The 17881-nt window shown below is 36.7% G+C and carries 13 protein-coding genes; 1 reads left to right on the forward strand and 12 read right to left on the reverse strand.

The window, feature by feature from the left end:
- Nucleotides 1-22: 22 nt before the first annotated feature.
- From L323_RS21805 to L323_RS21845, 10 genes are all read right to left on the reverse strand, one after another.
- Nucleotides 23-1729, reverse strand: a complete 1707-nt coding sequence (locus L323_RS21805; protein WP_020813762.1) for an ABC transporter substrate-binding protein — start codon at nt 1727-1729, stop codon at nt 23-25.
- Between the two features lie 126 nt (nt 1730-1855).
- Nucleotides 1856-3433, reverse strand: a complete 1578-nt coding sequence (locus tag L323_RS21810; protein WP_020813763.1) for a response regulator transcription factor — start codon at nt 3431-3433, stop codon at nt 1856-1858.
- Between the two features lie 70 nt (nt 3434-3503).
- Nucleotides 3504-5288 carry a sensor histidine kinase gene (locus tag L323_RS21815; protein ID WP_020813764.1) on the reverse strand — a complete coding sequence of 595 codons (1785 nt, stop codon included), beginning with the start codon at nt 5286-5288 and terminating at the stop codon, nt 3504-3506.
- Nucleotides 5289-5306: 18 nt separating this feature from the next.
- A complete protein-coding gene (locus L323_RS21820; protein ID WP_020813765.1) occupies nt 5307-6884 on the reverse strand; it encodes a response regulator transcription factor in 1578 nt (525 codons plus the stop codon).
- A 69-nt stretch (nt 6885-6953) separates the two neighbouring features.
- Complete coding sequence (locus tag L323_RS21825) at nt 6954-7754, reverse strand: polysaccharide deacetylase family protein (protein ID WP_020813766.1); 801 nt, start codon at nt 7752-7754, stop codon at nt 6954-6956.
- A 90-nt stretch (nt 7755-7844) separates the two neighbouring features.
- Nucleotides 7845-8036, reverse strand: a complete 192-nt coding sequence (locus L323_RS42050; RefSeq protein ID WP_431602525.1) for a hypothetical protein — start codon at nt 8034-8036, stop codon at nt 7845-7847.
- A gap of 4 nt (nt 8037-8040) precedes the next feature.
- Nucleotides 8041-8316 carry a hypothetical protein gene (locus L323_RS42055; protein ID WP_051153492.1) on the reverse strand — a complete coding sequence of 92 codons (276 nt, stop codon included), beginning with the start codon at nt 8314-8316 and terminating at the stop codon, nt 8041-8043.
- A 123-nt stretch (nt 8317-8439) separates the two neighbouring features.
- Nucleotides 8440-10029 (reverse strand): extracellular solute-binding protein, encoded by a 1590-nt coding sequence (locus L323_RS21835; RefSeq protein ID WP_020813767.1) that lies wholly within the window; start codon nt 10027-10029, stop codon nt 8440-8442.
- Between the two features lie 62 nt (nt 10030-10091).
- Nucleotides 10092-10964, reverse strand: coding sequence for a carbohydrate ABC transporter permease (locus tag L323_RS21840; RefSeq protein ID WP_020813768.1), 873 nt, complete (start codon nt 10962-10964; stop codon nt 10092-10094).
- 19 nt (nt 10965-10983) lie between these two features.
- Complete coding sequence (locus L323_RS21845; protein ID WP_020813769.1) at nt 10984-11940, reverse strand: ABC transporter permease; 957 nt, start codon at nt 11938-11940, stop codon at nt 10984-10986.
- Between the two features lie 411 nt (nt 11941-12351).
- Here L323_RS21845 and L323_RS21850 point away from each other — a divergent pair, with 411 nt between their 5' ends.
- Entirely contained in the window at nt 12352-14637 is a 2286-nt protein-coding gene (locus L323_RS21850; protein WP_020813770.1) for a helix-turn-helix domain-containing protein, read from the forward strand.
- A gap of 60 nt (nt 14638-14697) precedes the next feature.
- Here the strand turns inward: L323_RS21850 and L323_RS21855 are convergent, their stop codons facing one another.
- Both L323_RS21855 and uxuA read right to left on the reverse strand, forming a co-directional pair.
- The gene (locus L323_RS21855) at nt 14698-16788 is read right to left on the reverse strand and encodes an alpha-glucuronidase family glycosyl hydrolase (protein ID WP_020813771.1); all 2091 of its coding nucleotides are present in this window, start codon (nt 16786-16788) and stop codon (nt 14698-14700) included.
- Nucleotide 16789: 1 nt separating this feature from the next.
- On the reverse strand, nt 16790-17872 hold the full coding sequence (gene uxuA, locus L323_RS21860) for a mannonate dehydratase (protein ID WP_020813772.1): 1083 nt from the start codon (nt 17870-17872) through the stop codon (nt 16790-16792).
- Nucleotides 17873-17881 lie beyond the last annotated feature (9 nt).

Here is a 17881-nt window from a genome sequence, read left to right on the forward strand (position 1 = left end):
TCCAATGGACTTTAACTATCTCTTACTTCCAGTTCTCAGCTCTCCACTTGAGTTGATCATTAATTCTATCAACATATGCTTGAATATCTTCTTTGTGGAGTTGATTTACATATTCATCCCATACACTGTCAAACTTATCTGGTTTAGCAAGTATTGCCTTTGGTAAGAACTTAGTTGCAATATCTCCAGCTTTTGTGTTTGCCATGCTTGCAGGTGAACCGTCAACAAGATCTATCTGCCATGCTGGGTATGAAATTCTGTTTTCAGGAGCTGGGCTGAAGAAATCAGACTGTTGATCATATCCGTATGCCTTTAAGAAATCTTTGTCGTACTGGTCAAGTGCATCATAGTATTCTTTTGGCTGTCCGCCTGGGCCGGTAGCATTTCCATCGCTGAATGTACCTTCCATCTTAGGAGCATAGTACCAGAGAGTATGAGCCATGTTTCCAAGTCTCCATGTCTGGTCATTGTAATTTACACGTTGTTCAGGAGTCATGTAGAATGAACCCTTATCGTCAACTTTGTAATCTTCACCTTCGATTCCCCAACCGAGGATCTTCTGCCATTTTTCTGTCAGTAATGCATCGAAGAATTTAACTATTCTTGCAGGGTCTTTTGCGCTCTTTGTAATAGCATAACCTGTGTTAACATTAAGAACAGGTCTATCCATGTAGTAATCCTGTGTTCCTTCATCGAATACTACAGGCAATGGAGCATATGTTCTTTCAAACTTCTTCTGAGTCTTTAATGTTAATTCAGCATTGCTGAAATTCCAGTGCTGGTCGAACATACCAAGAACTCTACCGCTTGAAAGCTTAGCTATATATTGGTCATAGTTCATTGTAAATGATTCTGGGTCAAGTAGGCCCTTAGCATTTACTTCATTAAGTTTCTTGTAATATCTCTTTGCATAATCCTTATCCCAGAAGAATTCTGCAGTATTAGTCTTATTATCAACTACAACACCGCCATCGTTTGGATGACCAATCAAATGTTGAGGTGGATTCTTTAGACAGAAATCTCTCCAACCTTCTGAAAGAACTTCAAATCCAATTGTTGGTTGCCCGTCGATTGTAGGATTCTTTGCTTTATACTTTTCTATAAGATCGAAGTACTGGTCAAGAGTTTTAACTTTTGGGTAACCAGCATCCTTCAGTACTGCTTTTTGCATAAAGAAAGCAGGTCCTTCATTAACATTTATACTAAAATCATTATAATATACACCGTAGCCAGGCATTACATAAAAATGTCCGTCTGTAACGTCCTTTACTTTATTCTTATAAGGATCAAAATGCTTCTTAAGGTTTGGAGCATCCTTTTCGATTATGTCCTCTAAAGGAACTAAAGCACCCGCTCCAGTAAACTTACTAACTGTATCTGATCCAAGAGTTATTACATCAGGATATTCGCCGCCGGCAATCATAACACCTATTTTCTGGTTTTTGTCACCTACTAAGAACTCAAAATTACAAGTAACTCCAAGTTCTTCTTTAATTCTCTTGTAAATCTTGTTATCAGGTGTTGGTGCCTGACCTGGGTCAGCAATAAAGAAGCTTATCTCTATTGGATCGAGCTTTTCAGCTGATGCTGAACCTGTAGCTGTTGCTGATCCAGAAGTTGAAGTAGAAGAGCTGCTGCTATCGGAACCGCCACAACCTGTTAATACAAAGCTAACTGACAATAAACCTGTTAATAGTGCTACTAGCCAATTTCTCTTTTTTAACATCATTTTTTCTCCTCCTTATATATTTTTATAAGCAGAATCACATAAAAAGTAGTGATACTACACATTTATTATCAGTTTTTAAGCGGTATATTTCAATTTGCAAAAATAAAGATTTACTACCTAAAAATTTTAGTTCTTGTTATTTAACATAATTTTATAATCACTGGGCTTTATGGAGAACTTTTTGACAAACTGATCCAGGAAATTGCTGTATGAACTATATCCTACTCTTTCAGCTATTTCGTGGACTTTTAGATTGGTATTCTCTAGCAGGTTTTTTGCTTCTTCCATTCTGAGTCCATGGAGATACTCATTGAAACTGCATCCAAACCACTTGTTTATTTGGTGTCCGAGATAGTTGGGGTGTATATAAAGTTTCTTGGAAATCTCCCGGATTGTCAGGTTTCTTGTGTAGTTATTCTTTATATACTCCTCCACAAGCTTCATATCTGAATTTTTGGTATTGTTTTTTAAGCTTTTAGCATATATAACGAATTTGGTACAATACTCATATGCCATGTTCTCCATTTCATCTATTATCAGGCTTCTTGCCAGTATTCCCGTAATTGAATCAAGTAGCGGTATCTGATCTGTATTACCGCCTAAGCTGGATACAATAGCTATACTTTTATATATAATATTAACCACATACATCTTGATTATTTCCGGGGCTGTAAATTCACGACGGAAATCCGAAAAAACTGCTTCAATTGCTTTTTTAATTCCCATTTCATCCAGACTGTCAAGGGCATTATACATATCCTCAATCTTGTAAATTCCCTCAAAGGTGTAGTTTAATGTAAAATCCTTTATGTTTTGATAGTAAATTGTATTGCCCTGAGGACTGAAAAATCTATAGTCTATTGCCTTATGAGCCTGAGACATAGACTCGGAAAGTTCCGAAAGTTCAGTTACCGTGTTTCCTACTCCTAAATAAAAGCCCTCTCCAAAAATTGAGGATACATTTGATTTTAATGTTTCTATTACCTTCTCTGTTTGCATTCCACATATTGTGCAGACTACAATACCTTCCAGCACCGTATTTGTTAATATCGGATAGATATATATACCCTCAAGACCTGTATTCATTATTTCTTTTAGTATGCCGAGGGTGTCCTCGCTGATGTCATCGTTTTTTATGTTCACTGTATCCCATACCTGTGGCGTACCTATACAAACATAAAACCATTTCGCATCACTTTTCCATATATCTCCCGGCATTCTGCTCTTAAGTTCATCTTCATCCAAATTTCCTAGAAGGAACTTTCCAAGTAGATTCCCTATATCGGCACTTATGTTATTAATGGTCATTTTTCCGAGTTGATATTTTTCCTCCAGTTTGTCTACTATTTCTAAAAGTACTCCCGAAAATTCATCCTTGAAGACAGGTTTTAAAACATAATAGCGGATTCCATACTGCATTGCTTTTTTTGCATATTCAAATTCATCATAGCCGCTTACAATTATAAATATTGTCTCAGGATTTACATGTTCCATTACATTCCTTATTAATTCCAGACCATCCATTCCAGGCATTTTTAAGTCTGTTACCACTAAATCAGGCTTAATATCTTTAATTTTATTTAATGCTTCATCTCCATTTCCGCATTCACCGCAAATGGTAAACCCAAGTTCTTCCCAATCTGCAACAATCTTTAATGCTTCCAGTGCCATAGGCTCATCATCTACAAGTAAAACCTTAAACATTAAAAAGCCTCCTCCATGAAAATTGCATAATAATCTCTATAAATATATACCAAATATTGTGTTCTGGGGTCTATAGCTTTTCAAAAGGTATCGTAAAATAAATAGTTGTCCCTGCATTGATATGGCTTTCAATATTGAAAGATACATCTTCTCCGTAATAAAGTTTTAGGCGCCTGTACACATTTCGGAGGCCTATACTTGTACTGAGTTCTACTTCGCTTTTAATATTTTGAAGTAGCTCTTTCAAGGTATACTGATCCATGCCTGAACCATTATCCTTCACTCTTACCAGAAGACCTGATTCGCACATTTCAATATTGATATTTATAATGCCTACCTCTTTTATTGCCTGGATACCGTGCTTACAGGCATTCTCAACTAAAGGCTGAAGACTCATTTTGGGTATTTTGTAATCAAGCAGGGTTTCATTTACATTTATTTCATAATGAAATTTATCACGGAAACGAAATTTTTCGATTTTAAGATACATTTCCGTAAATGACAGTTCTTCTTCGATTGTTACCAGATCGTCCTTCCAGCTTAATAGACGTCGTAATGTCTTTGACAGGTATTTTATGACGTCTACGATTTCTGTATAGTTATTTTTTACGCTGACTACCAATATGGCATTTAGAGTATTAAATAGAAAATGGGGATTCATCTGGCTCTGAAGAAAGTTTATTTCCGCCCTGACCCGTTCCAATTCAAGACTCTTTTTTTGTAGTTCCAACTTATAGACATCGTTTATAAGTGTATTTATTCTTGCTGCCATTAGGTTGAAGTTTCTGATAACTCCGCCGATTTCATCTTCCCCTTCGTTTATTTCAATCAGATCAAACTTTCCGTCTCTGAATTTTAGCATATGCTTAGAAAGTTTTTTCAATCTGTAGTTATATGACCGTACAATAATGAACATGAGCAGTGATGAAATGAGAATACTTATAAAAGCAAAAATTAATACAAAACTGAGGGTATCCCCAACAGAATCAGATATGCGCTCTCTATTTGTAACACCTATAAGCTTCCAGCCTTTAAAATATGATGAATTCCCCAGATACGCTTCAAGAATCATATTCTCCTGACCAAGAGAACGATTGTTAAGTTTTTGGAGAACATCAATATTACTCTGTCCATATCTTCCTGTAGTTGAACATACTATGGTATTTTGGGGATCCAACAAGTATAAACTCAGAAAATCCTTTTCACGATTGAAAATAGTAAATACCTTGTCCAGACTTATATCAACTTTTAGTATTTTTTCACGGCTGCCTAAAGAAGGGTTGTTTTTTGAGCTCCTCAGTATACTTAAATACTGTATTTGTCTTACAGGAGCACTGTTGGTACTTCCCAGATATGTTCTGATAAGAACCTGTTCATTGGATTCTGCCAAATCCCTGTACCATGGAGTGTTTTTAACGTTATGGTCGATATGGTAATATGTTCCCCCTGCTCTGATGCTGGGGTTGTCAATATATAAGCCTATGTTTGTAATATAGTTATATGCTACAGTGTAAATTGACAGTCTGTTTCTTAGGGTACTGTTATAAATATCATAATACTCCCCTGCATCTTCATATCTGGCGTCCATTAAATCATATATGATTGCATCTGTAGATATGGAGTGGCTGACGGCAATACCTCCCTCTATCAAGGTATTGATATCGTTTTTTGCCCTCTGCATGGAAATTTTATAATTATTTTCTTCTCTTTGAGTGACTACCGTGTAGAACTTATCAAGAAATGCCGCATTAATTATTATTATCGGTGTTAATATACAAACTACGTATATTATAAGAAATTTGATATTTAACGGAATATCGTTAACTCTGCTTAAAATTCTCGGCATAGGTTTCATGGTAGATTCATCTCCGAATTAAGTAGTTTTCCCTGTTTTAAATGCTGATGGAGGCAGATTGGTAATGGCTTTAAATTTACTTAAAAAGTATTTCGGATCATTATACCCCACGGCATTTGAAATTTCGCTCACCTTCATATCCGTTCTCTGAAGAAGCTTTTTGGCTTCTTCTATACGTACAGTATTCAGGTAATCGTTGAACTGCATACCGGAAAACTTTTTAAACAGCTGCCCCAGATACACAGAGTTCATGTAAAAATGCCGTGCCACCTCTTTCAGTTTAATGTCCTTGCAATAATTCTGTTTAATATAGTTTTTTACCTCACATACAATGTATTGAGGGTTTCCCTGTTTACATCCGTTTATATGCGAAGCCGCACTCAAGCACTGCTTCAGGAATTCACCCCGGAGCTCTGACATATTCATGTGTTCTGCGTTTTTTTGAAACTCCAATGCAAGAGTTAAAAACTCCTTCAAGTCCCCGCTTATTTCCATTATAACCTTTACCAGCTCCATCTGGAAGCTCATAAGATATGAAATGATTATCTGAGGTGCACTGTGGTTTTCTGAAAAATTATCGAAAAGTCTGCATACAACCGGCTCAATCTCCTCAGCACGGTTTGATCTTATTAGCTCTAACAAAGTAGTATAATCTTCGGTACACATTTCAAAATTAATATTTAAGCCCTTAACATTTACATAATTTATGAGGCTGTTATCAGGCGAATAAAATTTAAAGCCAATGGCAAAAAGAGCCTGTCTATATGCCTTGTTTATCAATGATAGGCTCTTTTCAGAATCACTTATAGAGGCGTAAACCACGTCTCCAAAAATTTTATTTAATTGTAGAAGCAAGCTTTGGGCCAACTCCTCAAGGGAATTGAAGAACGGCATTTTTTCACTGGCGATTATGCCGATTCTTCCTTTTCCATCTTCAAAAATATGAAACTGAAAAGCCGGACCAAGAGCATCTTCTATGACCCTTCCGGCTTGTATTCTATTCATATTCAGTCCGATTTTTTCTTCTCCCTGAGCCCAGCTGTCAGCTGAGTCAATCTCAAAAAGAATACACCGAACCTCCTCATCCCCTGCAATATTCAGAAGCATACCTACTCTGCCTACTAGAGACGGTTTATTATCTCCGTTTATCAATCTCATAATGCTCTGATTTGCAATGAATGAAAGCTGTTTATTTATATTCTCGGTTTTTTTCCGTTCCTGTCTGATCTGTTCTGCCAGTTTTGTAACAACACTATCCAGTTCAACATCATCCAATGGTTTGAGCAAGTAGTTGCTTGCATTGTACAGCATGGCCCGTTTTGCATATGAAAAATCATCATAACCGCTGAGTATAACAAACTTTGCAGTGGATTTGAGTTTTTCAGTGGACAGTCTTATTAATTCCAGACCATCTATACCGGGCATGCTTATGTCAGTAATTATAAGATCGGGGTTGCATACTCTCACAATTTCCAGTGCATCCTCACCATTTGATGCTTCACCGCAAATTCTAAAGCCATGTGCTTCCCAATCCAGCATAACTTTCAGCCCTTCAAGAACATATGGTTCATCATCTACAAGAAGTACTTTCAACATTTAATGCAACCTTCCTTATATAATTATTTATGCAATTTAAATGGCAAATTCACTATCCTCTCAAATATTTTAGCAGAATGTAAGGCTTTGTCCTGCTTTTAATTCAACTGCACTCTCGCCGCCTCTTGAAAGCCATACCGAAACAGCACTCGGATTATATACTATTGTTTGATCAACACTGAATACCAATCCCTTTAGAGCACATATATAATCTTTTATTTCTATATTGGTAGCATACCATACTACCGGGTCATCAGCAGCCTCCTTACAGAAATCCTCAATAACCTCCCAGTTATTTTCCCTGTAGAACTCAAAGCTGTGCCCCCATATATAGAATAACGGCAGTTTTAGCCAAGGTGATGGATTTTTAAAGTCCATAAGCTTATCCTTTATATCACTATTATGATGACATGTAGGGTGCCATTCCAAAAAACTTGATGGCACGAAAAAACCGCCGGTTGAATTAACCGTACGTGAGTATTCAATACCTAATACATCCAGGGTATTCACCACATTGGAATCATATTCTCCAAATGGATATGACATCCCCCTTACAGGATAACCTACTTCTTTTTCAAGCCACCGTTTGTCTTCTCTTATCTCTTCCACAAGCTGTTCCTTGGGTAACTTTGTAAGATAAGGATGAGTAACACTGTGACAGGATACTTCGTGCCCCTTATACAGGCTTCCGATCTCCTCTTTTGTAATAAATCCATCGGTTCCTAAGGTTCCCGAATTTATATGAAAAGTTCCTTTCATATTGTACTTGTTGAATATTTCTACAAGCCGTCGGTCGTGTATCTGACCATCATCGTAGCTAAATGTTAATGCCTTTTTTTTGCCTTGAGGATAATAAAATTCATATCTCATGTCATTAATCGTCCTTTTCTTTCATTTTACAACACAATAAGCAAAAAGCCAATTGGTTTTATTCGACAAAATGTTTTAACAATTAACCCTTTACAGCTCCCGCCACCAGGCTTTTTGAACCTGTTTGTTTAAAAGCAGGTAAATAAGTAGTGTCGGAATAGTAGCAACTACCAATGCCGCTCCTATAGGACCCCAGGATGTCTGGTACTGTCCGGACATGGATTGAATTCTGACAATCAGGGTTTTTGCAGAATCCTTATTTATAAATACTACTGCAAACATCAATTCATTCCAAGCCTGCAAAAAAGTAAATATGGAACCATAGGGTGTTAATTATATGTAAAGTTTTCATCATATAGAATACAGGAAGCAAAGCAGCATGTATCGGTATCATCAGGCCTAAAAGCATAAGTGACATGGACACCTTCTGAAACTTCCATTTCATTCTTATCATAGCATATGTAGCCATTGTTGCAACTACTATAGTTAAAAGTATTGTTACTGCTGTTACAAAGGTACTGTTAAATAGGTATCTCCCTACTTTGCCGCCCGAAAACACCATGGAATAAGTCTACCATGTTGTTTATTATACGCATGAGCTACATGGTTTTTATCGTAGTACAAAAAACCCACTTGGAACAAGTCCAAGTGGGTTTTTTGTTAAGCTCATAATGCATTTAAATTTTTACTTCTTCAATGCAGCTAATTTTTCATCAACAATTTCCTGTCCGCCTGACTTCATGTACTCATCAACGAGTTTGTCATAAGTCTTATCGAAATCGGCAGGTTTACATGTAATACTCTTAACAAATATTTCTGATTCCTTATCAGTAAGAGCCTTCTGATATTTTGCCTGTGATTCTATAACAGTATCAAAGTGAGGAATATAACCTGCATCTGTAAGTGAAATATCATATGCTTTCTTAAATGTATCTTCAAATCCGGGATATCCGAAAGAAGCAGCTTGAATGTTCTTAGTTGGATCTCCGAATTCTTTTCCGTTAACTATTAATGACAAGTCAGTGTAGTTTGCTTTCTTGGCATCAGGAAGCTGGTCATTCTGTATGAAGTTAGCTGGGATACCATCAACTTCATCCGTGTATTGTTCACCCTTAATACCATTTTGAAGGAATTTGATTACTTCAGGTTTTGACTGCCATTCAAGGTACTTAATTGCTTCTTCTGCATGTTTGCTAGCTTTCGGAACTATTATATACAATCCGTTAGGATTATATTTCATTTTTGGATGTTTGCCTTCTGAGTTTGTAAATGGATCACATGGAACCATATCTGCACCAGGAACCTGCTTTTTAAGCTCAGTTATCAAACCTGGAGTAACTCTTATAGGATAGTCATAATTATGTATCATGAATCCGATTCTTCCTTGTGATACGTCTTTCTCATATTGTTTACCGTCTTTATCAAGGGCAAACTGAGGATTCAATATACCTTCGTTGTATAACTTGTTCAAGAATTTCATACCATCCTTGAAGCCCGGAATTACCCAGTTTGGCAATGTCATTCTTTGTTCTTCTGAAATAGGTTTCTTAAAGGATTCTAACAACATTGATGTAGTCCAGTTAATGTTGTTTGGATCAACAAATGTACTGAAAGGATAGTTCTTGTCACCAAGTTTTCCTGGATCCTTTTCCTTAAATGCCTTCATTACCTGATACCACTCATCTGTAGTAGTAGGAACGGACATTCCGACTGCATCCAGCCAGTCTTTACGGATATATGCCGAGAAGCAACCTTCTATAACTCTCTTTGCAGGAACTGCAAGTTGCTTTCCATCAAATTTACCATAGTTAAGAAGGGTTTCTCCAAGGTATGATGTAAGATTTGAAGCATTCTTTTTTAACAAATCTCCTAAATCCGTAAGTCCGCCACTCTTAACATAGTTGTATATAATACCATCATTGTAAGTAAAGCTGATATCCGGAGCTTGGTTTGATGCCATAAGAACGTTCAGTTTTTCTACTTCCTGTTGTCTTAAAACAGGTACGAACTTTACATTAATGTTGTTCGGCTTACCGAAGTTCTCTTGTATCCATTTTGTCTGGAAATTATCATCTGCCTTATACCCAGGTGTAGCTCGGTCGAAAACTTCTACGGTTAATTCTACTGCAGGACCTGATTTTGCCGCATTGGATGATGAAGCACTCTTTGAACTATCTGCGTCTGTTCCGCCGTTTGAACCGCAGCCTGCAAATAGAGTAATGCTCATAGATGTCAACAGTGCCAAGCTTGCAATTCTGGTACTTAGTTTTTTCATTAATATCTCCTCCATTACTTTATTTTTATATATAAATCTTCAGATTATCCGAAGACCTTATATCAACCCTTGACAGCACCTATCATTATGCCGCTGACAAAGTATTTTTGAAGCTTTGGATATACAAGAACTATTGGTAACGTCGCAAATACTACACAAGCTGCCTTAAGACTTTCAGGCAGGAGGTTCTGTGACATATTCCCGTCTCCTATGGATGCATCTACGGTCTGGCTGTTAACAATTATCTGATATAGCTTTAACTGCAATGGATATAGTTTTGAATCAGTAATGTAAAAGAGAGCGTCCATGAAGCTATTCCATTTTCCAACTGCATAGAACAAACTCAATGTAGCAAGTACAGGTTTTGATAACGGAAGTACTATCTTGAAAAGAACACCTATATCGTTGCATCCGTCAAGGATTGCTGATTCTTCAAGACTCTCAGGTAATGATGTGAAAAATGTTTTTAAAACTATAAGGTTAAATGCACTTAATACCCCCGGCAATATCAAACTCCATGAGCTATCAAGCATATGCAAATTCTTAACCAACATATAGTCGGGTATAAGTCCACCGCTGAAATACATCGTAAATATAATCATCAGCATTATGGCATTTCTTCCTTTAAGCCTCTGCTTAGTAAGAGGGTATGCTGCACAAATTGTCAGGAACATACCGATTACAGTGTACACAAGAGTAATAATTACCGTATACACAAGTGACCAAATCATTGTTGAATCTTTCAAAATAGCCTTATACGATTCAAAATTTAAATTAACAGGCCAAACAAATACCTTTGAAGCAAGTATTGCAGAATTGGAGCTCAATGAAACAGCGACAACATTTAATACCGGGAATAAGCACAGTATTACACAAATCAAAGTTATTACATTTATAAAAATATTAAAAACCTTATCACTGGTTTTATAAACCATTCTCTATACCACCTTTCTTCTACCAAATACCTTGCTCGCCGCTCTTATTTGCTATCCAGTTAGTTACTGACAGGAATACCAATCCTACAACCGACTGGAACAACCCTACAGCAGTTGCTATGTTATATCTGGAGGACTGCAAGCCTACCCTGTATACATAAGTACTGATAACATCTGAAAAGTCCTTAACCTGCTGGTTCCCGAGAATATATGGACGGTCAAACCCTATCATTGAAATCTTACCTATATTCAATATAAACAGGATAATTATTGTAGGCTTAATTGCCGGCAATGTTATACTCCATATTTTTCTGAGTCTTCCCGCTCCGTCAACATCTGCAGCTTCATATAATTCTGAGGGTATTCCGGTTATAGCTGCGAGATATATGATCATACCCCAACCTGCACTCTGCCATATACCGATACCTGTATACGTTGCTAACCAGTGCCACTTTTCAGTTAAGAAAGGTATTGTTTTAAATCCCATTGATTTGATAATTGTATCAATCATACCAAAATTCGGTGCAAATATCTGAAGTGCTATACCTCCGATAATAACCCATGACAAGAAGTGCGGAAGATAAAGCATTGTCTGAGAAATTCTTTTATATCTTACGGATCTAACTTCATTAATAATAATTGCTAGAATAATTGGAGCCGGGAATCCGAATATCATATCAAATCCGTTAAGCAGGAATGTATTTTTAAGTGCTCTGTAAAAATCATCGGATCTGAAAACTTCCCTGAAGGCATCCCACCCAATCCATGGACTGGCAAATACGCCCTGAAATATGTTGTATTCTTTGAAGGCTATAACGATGCCATACATCGGTACATATTTAAATAATATAAAGTATGCAACCGGAAGCACCAACAATAAATAAAGATATATATCTCTTTTTAAGTAATGGCCAAACCCCTTTTTAGGAAGTTTATTTGGTAAAGCTTTTGAAACAGCAGTATTAGTTTTCCCCATGCAAACAGCAACCCCCCTGGTTTAATTTTTTGGAATCTATTGTAATAGATAAAAGCTTTGGTTCGATCTGCTGATGGAATTATTTTATCACTAGGAAATTTCAGTTCAAGAATGACAATTTTTTAAGTATTTCAATTTTAATCATTTTGTCTGTGTTTAGGGGCAAAAGGAGTCCAAAGGACATATATTGGTTGTACAATAATCAATTTTGATTCATATAATTAATATTAAATATTAACCCTGTACCGGATTAATTGCAAAGGATTACATTTAATTTTTCTCTCGGAATATAACTGTTTTAACTCGATTTTTCCAAAAAAATTTTATATTAATTAAGAGGTAATGAATTAAATATTAATATATAATAGTGATTATGATATTTTAAGACACAAAACACAATGGGGTGCAGTAATGATGAAAAATTATTCAATAATTGTGAAATTGATGATTATCCTTTCTCTTTTTATAATAATACCTATTATTACTATTACCTTTATTTTCAATTATGGGATAATGAAGTACTCAGAAGATGAAATAGGTCGTTCTGGTCTTGGTAAGCTTGATTCTGCAAGAAGCGTTACTGATCTTTTGGCTCAGACTATAAGTAATGAGAGCCTTCATCTGTCTTTGGATGAAACTCTTAACAAATTATATGGAATGGATGACATACATCAGGCAATTAAGGACAGCGATAACAATTTAATGCTGTATCAGTTTGTATCCAAGCTATCCGACATAGTTAAAACTAACAATGCCTATTCCTCCGTATACTTGTACTTAGATAATTCAAATTATGTAGCAACAAGCAATGGCGTTTATCCCAAGGATAACTTTCCAGATGATACCTGGCTTAAATCATATATAAAAAGTAAGGAGATGGGAGCACCGTTATCATGGACAAATCCCAGACCAAGCGATACCAACGGAAACAGCTCTGTTATATCATACATATTCCCTTTAACCTATACCACAAATCTCAAAGGGTCTATTACCATAAATGTGTATGAAAACAGACTTAGCACACTAATAAACAGCAATAACTACGATATAAGCGACTTTATAAGTATTATAAATTCCAAGGGCGATGTAATATCTTCAGTTGATAAGAGCATCCTTAACAAGAATTTGTCAGACATTTCCTATATTTCTAAGGTTTTAGACAGTAACATTGACAGAGGACATTTTATAGAAAGCATTAACGGTAAAAGATTTCTTATTACATATCTGAAAACTGGAGCTGAAAATTGGACATATGTAGGCGTTTTTTCCCTGAATACCTTGACTACCAAGGTAAATTCATTAAAAATGTCCATAATTTATATATCAATTTTCTTATTAGTACTTTTTGTACTACTGTCATATATAATTTCACGCAGATTGTTCAACCCTGTAAAAAAACTGGTACAGGAAATCAAATCCAGAAAGGGTATTGACATTATTGGAAACGGAAATGAGTTTACACTTCTGTCTAAAACCTTTGATGCCATGATAAAGCAAGAGGATCAGTTATTCCGTACCATTGAAAGGGATCATAAAAATTTCCGTGAAAACTATTTGCTCAGCCTTTTAAGGGGAAAGCCCTCAATCACAGAAGATGAAATGAATCTTTTCCCGTTGAAGAGCACGCTGTGTTGTGTAATATACATAGATAAGTACAATGATTTCGTATCAAACTTCTCATATGAGCATCAGTATTACCTTAAATCAGTAATATTGAACCTGTCCGAAGAAAAGGTAGGTGAATCTTTTAAGTGTTCAGGTGTTGTTTTAGATGGAGATAAGGTAGTTCTTATCGTTAATATCTCCGATGAGGACATTATAAGTGTTACTTCCGTACTGAAAAATGCTTTCTCCATTGTTCAGAGGGAAGCGGCAAAAGTAATAGAAACAACCATATCTGTTTGTCTCGGGGGCATTTACGATGACATTCTGAATATAAGGAACTCGTATAATGAGGCGCAGAATCTCATAAAGCAAAGATTTATGATGGGACACGAGGCTTTTATATGTCAAAAGGAAGACATAGCTGACACCAACAAGTATTTCTACCCGTTTAATATAGAAAAACAGATATTCAACAATATTGATATCGGTTCAAAAGACGCACTTTTGATTTCCCTAAGCTGCTTCTTCGATGAAATTAAGCAAAATAAAAATCTCAGCTATGACAATGTTATGCTTATACTGAACCAGTTACTCGGAAACACCATTAAGTATTTGCTGGATTTAAACATCAGTGTCAGCAAGGTTTTTGGAAATGACTTTAACATATACAGTAAACTTGCGGAGATTGAAACTCTGGACGAAGCAGGTTTGTTCCTGTCAAATATATATTTGCAGATTATTGAGTACAATGAAAAGTTCAAGGTTGAAGGAAAATCCCACATAGTAAAGATTTTGGATTATATTCATAAAAATTACAAGAAGGATATTGCAATTAATACTCTTGCAGAACATGTGGGACTTAGCTATTCCCACGTAAGAAAGATATTTAATGACGAGACCGGTGAGAACATTGTTAACTATATAAACAATATGAGAATTGAAGAAGCACAGCGTCTGCTGCGTCAAACAAACATGAATATTAATGATATTGCACTTAGTCTCGGATATAACAATAAACAGAGCTTCAACAGGTTCTTTAAGAAATATGTTGGTATTAACCCTGGAGAATACAGAAGTATAAAAGCAAATTAATTATAAATGGTCAAAACAAAACAAGCCGTTAGACGGCCTGTTTTGTTTTTATAGTATGTTTTAATATATTTTTCTGCCTAGTTCATCAGGTATTCCTGTTTTGCGGTAGAAATATGTGTTTATTACATCTCTCCACTCTTTGGAATGTTCCAGCTGTCCATCAAGTCTTTCCGATACATGCCTGAATATTTCTTCGCCTACCAACCCTTTTAGACTCCTCCATTTGTTTATTAATTCTTCAACCTCTTTAACACCTTTAAAATGGGTGTTATAGATATATTGAATTAATTTTTCACCTGATTTTAGTCTGTAATCATATGGTACATGGTGGAAAAACAGCAGCAGCTCTTCCGGACACTTCTCCACATTCTCATAAATCTCGGCAACATCCTTATGATACTGTCCTGTATAACCCGTACCGTTCCTGACTGTCCTGTCAACGCCTATTCCCTTATGGTCTGCCCTGTGATATGTTCCCCACTTGTCGTATTCATATCCGTCTACGTTAGGCCCGTAATGATGATTAGGATTAACCATCCATCCAATTCCCAGAGGTGAGGTATAATTTTCATAGGTTCTCCATGAGCCCATCAGCATTTGTTTTACGGTACTTACAACCTTTTCGTTGTTTGAATAAGTCATTCGAACCCATTCATCAGTAATTTGTTCTGCCGACAAATCCGGATTCCAGCATAAACGTGAATACCCATAAGTATTTGATTGGGCCATCTGATGTCCCGTCCAGTTCAGGTCATTTCCGATATTTGTTACAGCTGCCATTCCGCATAATTTATTATTAAACACTGACCCTGTGATAATTTTCTTAACACTTGTGTCCTTACCTTGTGCCATTGTATCAAAATCCAGTATCTCCTTCCACATTGGCACCAGATAGCATAAATGCTTTTGCTGACCCGTGTATTCCTGAGTTATCTGAAGCTCCAACAGCTGGTTTGTTTTTTGTAATCCTCCGAATAACGGTGATACGGGCTCACGCACCTGAAAGTCCATAGGCCCGTTTTTTATCTGGAGTAATACATTTTCTTTAAACAATCCATCCAGAGGCATAAAGTTGTCATAGGCAGCTCTTGCCCTGTCAGTTGTAAGATCACGCCAATCCTGCATACAATTGTATACAAAGCATCTCCATATAACCAGACCGCCATGTGGTTCCAAGGCTTCGGCAAGCATGTTTGCACCGTCAGCATGAGTACGTCCGTAGGTAAAAGGCCCTGGCCTGAATTCTGAATCAGCTTTAATCAAAAAACCTCCAAAGTCAGGTATCAGCGAGTATATCTCATCAGCCTTTTTCTTCCACCACTTTCCTACCTGAGGGTCTAAAGGATCGGCGGTGGAAAGTCCTCCTATTTCAATAGTACTAGCAAAATTGGCACTAAGATACAGCCTTATCCCATAATCCCGGAATATTTTAGCCAGATTTGCAACATCGTTAAGATATCTGTCTGTAATTAGCATGCTCTCATACTTGTGGACGTTAACATTATTTATAACAATACTGTTTATCCCCACTGAGCACAGAAGTCTGGCATAGTCTCTTATTCTGTCAAGGTCATCAGTTATTTTATTATCTGTAAAGAAAATGGATTTACCTGCATAACCCCTTTCTATACTTCCATCTATATTGTCCCAGTGGTTTACAATACGAAGCTGATTTGCAGGGTTTTCAATCTTTAAAATTCCTTCAATCACTGTCTCAGTCTGCAATAGCCTCAACAGGTCAAATACTCCGTAAATCAACCCTTTTATGGTAGTACCGGCTACAACTATTGCCTCACCATTACCTGTTTTAGTTCCTTTGATTATAAAGCCTTCACTACCGATTTGAACTACCTCATCATATTTTACATACGAGTCTATGTAGTTGCCCCTTCCAAGTACCCCCAGAGTAATAAAAGAGCTTTGTTCCGGTTCACATGATACAGCAGCATCAACTCCCAGTATTCCTTTAAAACCCCTTTTTAGCTCATCTATCGCAATTCCGGTATCTTCTGTTCCTTGGGAAACAACTATATTGGAAGCCCACTTTGAATAGGCTTGTTTTAACTGACAGTTTTCAAGTAAATGGTATCCAAGCCAGCAGTTATATCCTTTCACATCACATATTTCAGTGTTTATGGTTGTTCTAGACACTCTATTTACCCCCGATAGTCATCTTATCTATAGCTTCCCACAATCCGTTAAGGTAGGCTATACCTAATGCTCTGTCATAAAGACCATAGCCTGGCCTCGCCTTTTCTCCCCATATCATTCTGCCGTGATCAGGACGTATATACCCTTTAAAGCCTATATCATAGTAAGCCTTCATGATTTCAAACATATCGAAAGAACCGTCTGATGAAAGGTGTGAAGACTCATGGAATTTTCTTTCTCCGAAGAACTTGAGATTTCTAACATGGCCAAAGTGTATTCTTCCCATTTTACCGAAGTATCTTATCAATTCAGGTATGTTGTTATTGGGATTTGCGCCTAAAGAACCGCTGCAAAGAGTTAATCCGTTATATGGACTGTCAACAAGCTTTACAAGTCTGTCAAGATTATTTTTGCATGTAACAATCCTTGGCAAACCGAAAAGAGGCCACGGCGGATCATCCGGGTGTATGGCCATTTTTACATCGGCCTCTTCACATGCGGACATAATATTTTCAAGAAAATATTTAAGGTTGTCAAATAATTTATCCTCATTTACGTTCTTGTATTTTTCAAAGGTATCTTTCAATTCACTTAATCTTTCAGGTTCCCAACCCGGCAGAGCAAAACCATTCGAGCTTTTTGCAGTATCTTCTACCAATTTAACCGGGTCTATACCCTTTACTATATCATGGTCATAGCAAAGTGCATTGGAGCCATCAGGCAATGGATATGCAAGGTCATTTCTCAGCCAGTCAAATATAGGCATAAAGTTATAACATATAACCTTTACCCCCACTTTTCCCAAGTTAATTATAGACTGTCGGTAGTTTTGAATGTATTTATCTCTGCTTGGCAATCCCAGTTTAATATCTTCATGTACATTTACACTCTCGATAACCTCAAGCTTTAAGCCTGCCTTTTCAACAGAGTCCTTTAGCGCAGTAATTTTGTCCATGGGCCAAACCTCGCCCACAGGTACATCATACAAAGCTCCTACAACTCCCGTAATGCCGGGTATTTGTCTTATTTGCTCCAAACCTATGCTGTCGTCCTTTTCACCAAACCATCGAAAGGTCATCTTCATAAGTATCAT

It is taken from the genome of Ruminiclostridium papyrosolvens C7, from assembly GCF_000421965.1.
Classification (GTDB): domain Bacteria; phylum Bacillota; class Clostridia; order Acetivibrionales; family DSM-1351; genus Ruminiclostridium; species Ruminiclostridium papyrosolvens_A.

Coding starts and splice junctions, on each gene's coding strand:
- L323_RS21805 (WP_020813762.1), bottom strand. CDS start 1,729: ATGATGTTAAAAAAGAGAAATTGGCTAGTAGCACTATTAACAGGTTTA.
- L323_RS21810 (WP_020813763.1), bottom strand. CDS start 3,433: ATGTTTAAGGTTTTACTTGTAGATGATGAGCCTATGGCACTGGAAGCA.
- L323_RS21815 (WP_020813764.1), bottom strand. CDS start 5,288: ATGAAACCTATGCCGAGAATTTTAAGCAGAGTTAACGATATTCCGTTA.
- L323_RS21820 (WP_020813765.1), bottom strand. CDS start 6,884: ATGTTGAAAGTACTTCTTGTAGATGATGAACCATATGTTCTTGAAGGG.
- L323_RS21825 (WP_020813766.1), bottom strand. CDS start 7,754: ATGAGATATGAATTTTATTATCCTCAAGGCAAAAAAAAGGCATTAACA.
- L323_RS42050 (WP_431602525.1), bottom strand. CDS start 8,036: ATGTTTGCAGTAGTATTTATAAATAAGGATTCTGCAAAAACCCTGATT.
- L323_RS42055 (WP_051153492.1), bottom strand. CDS start 8,316: ATGGTGTTTTCGGGCGGCAAAGTAGGGAGATACCTATTTAACAGTACC.
- L323_RS21835 (WP_020813767.1), bottom strand. CDS start 10,029: ATGAAAAAACTAAGTACCAGAATTGCAAGCTTGGCACTGTTGACATCT.
- L323_RS21840 (WP_020813768.1), bottom strand. CDS start 10,964: ATGGTTTATAAAACCAGTGATAAGGTTTTTAATATTTTTATAAATGTA.
- L323_RS21845 (WP_020813769.1), bottom strand. CDS start 11,940: ATGGGGAAAACTAATACTGCTGTTTCAAAAGCTTTACCAAATAAACTT.
- L323_RS21850 (WP_020813770.1), top strand. CDS start 12,352: ATGATGAAAAATTATTCAATAATTGTGAAATTGATGATTATCCTTTCT.
- uxuA (WP_020813772.1), bottom strand. CDS start 17,872: ATGAAGATGACCTTTCGATGGTTTGGTGAAAAGGACGACAGCATAGGT.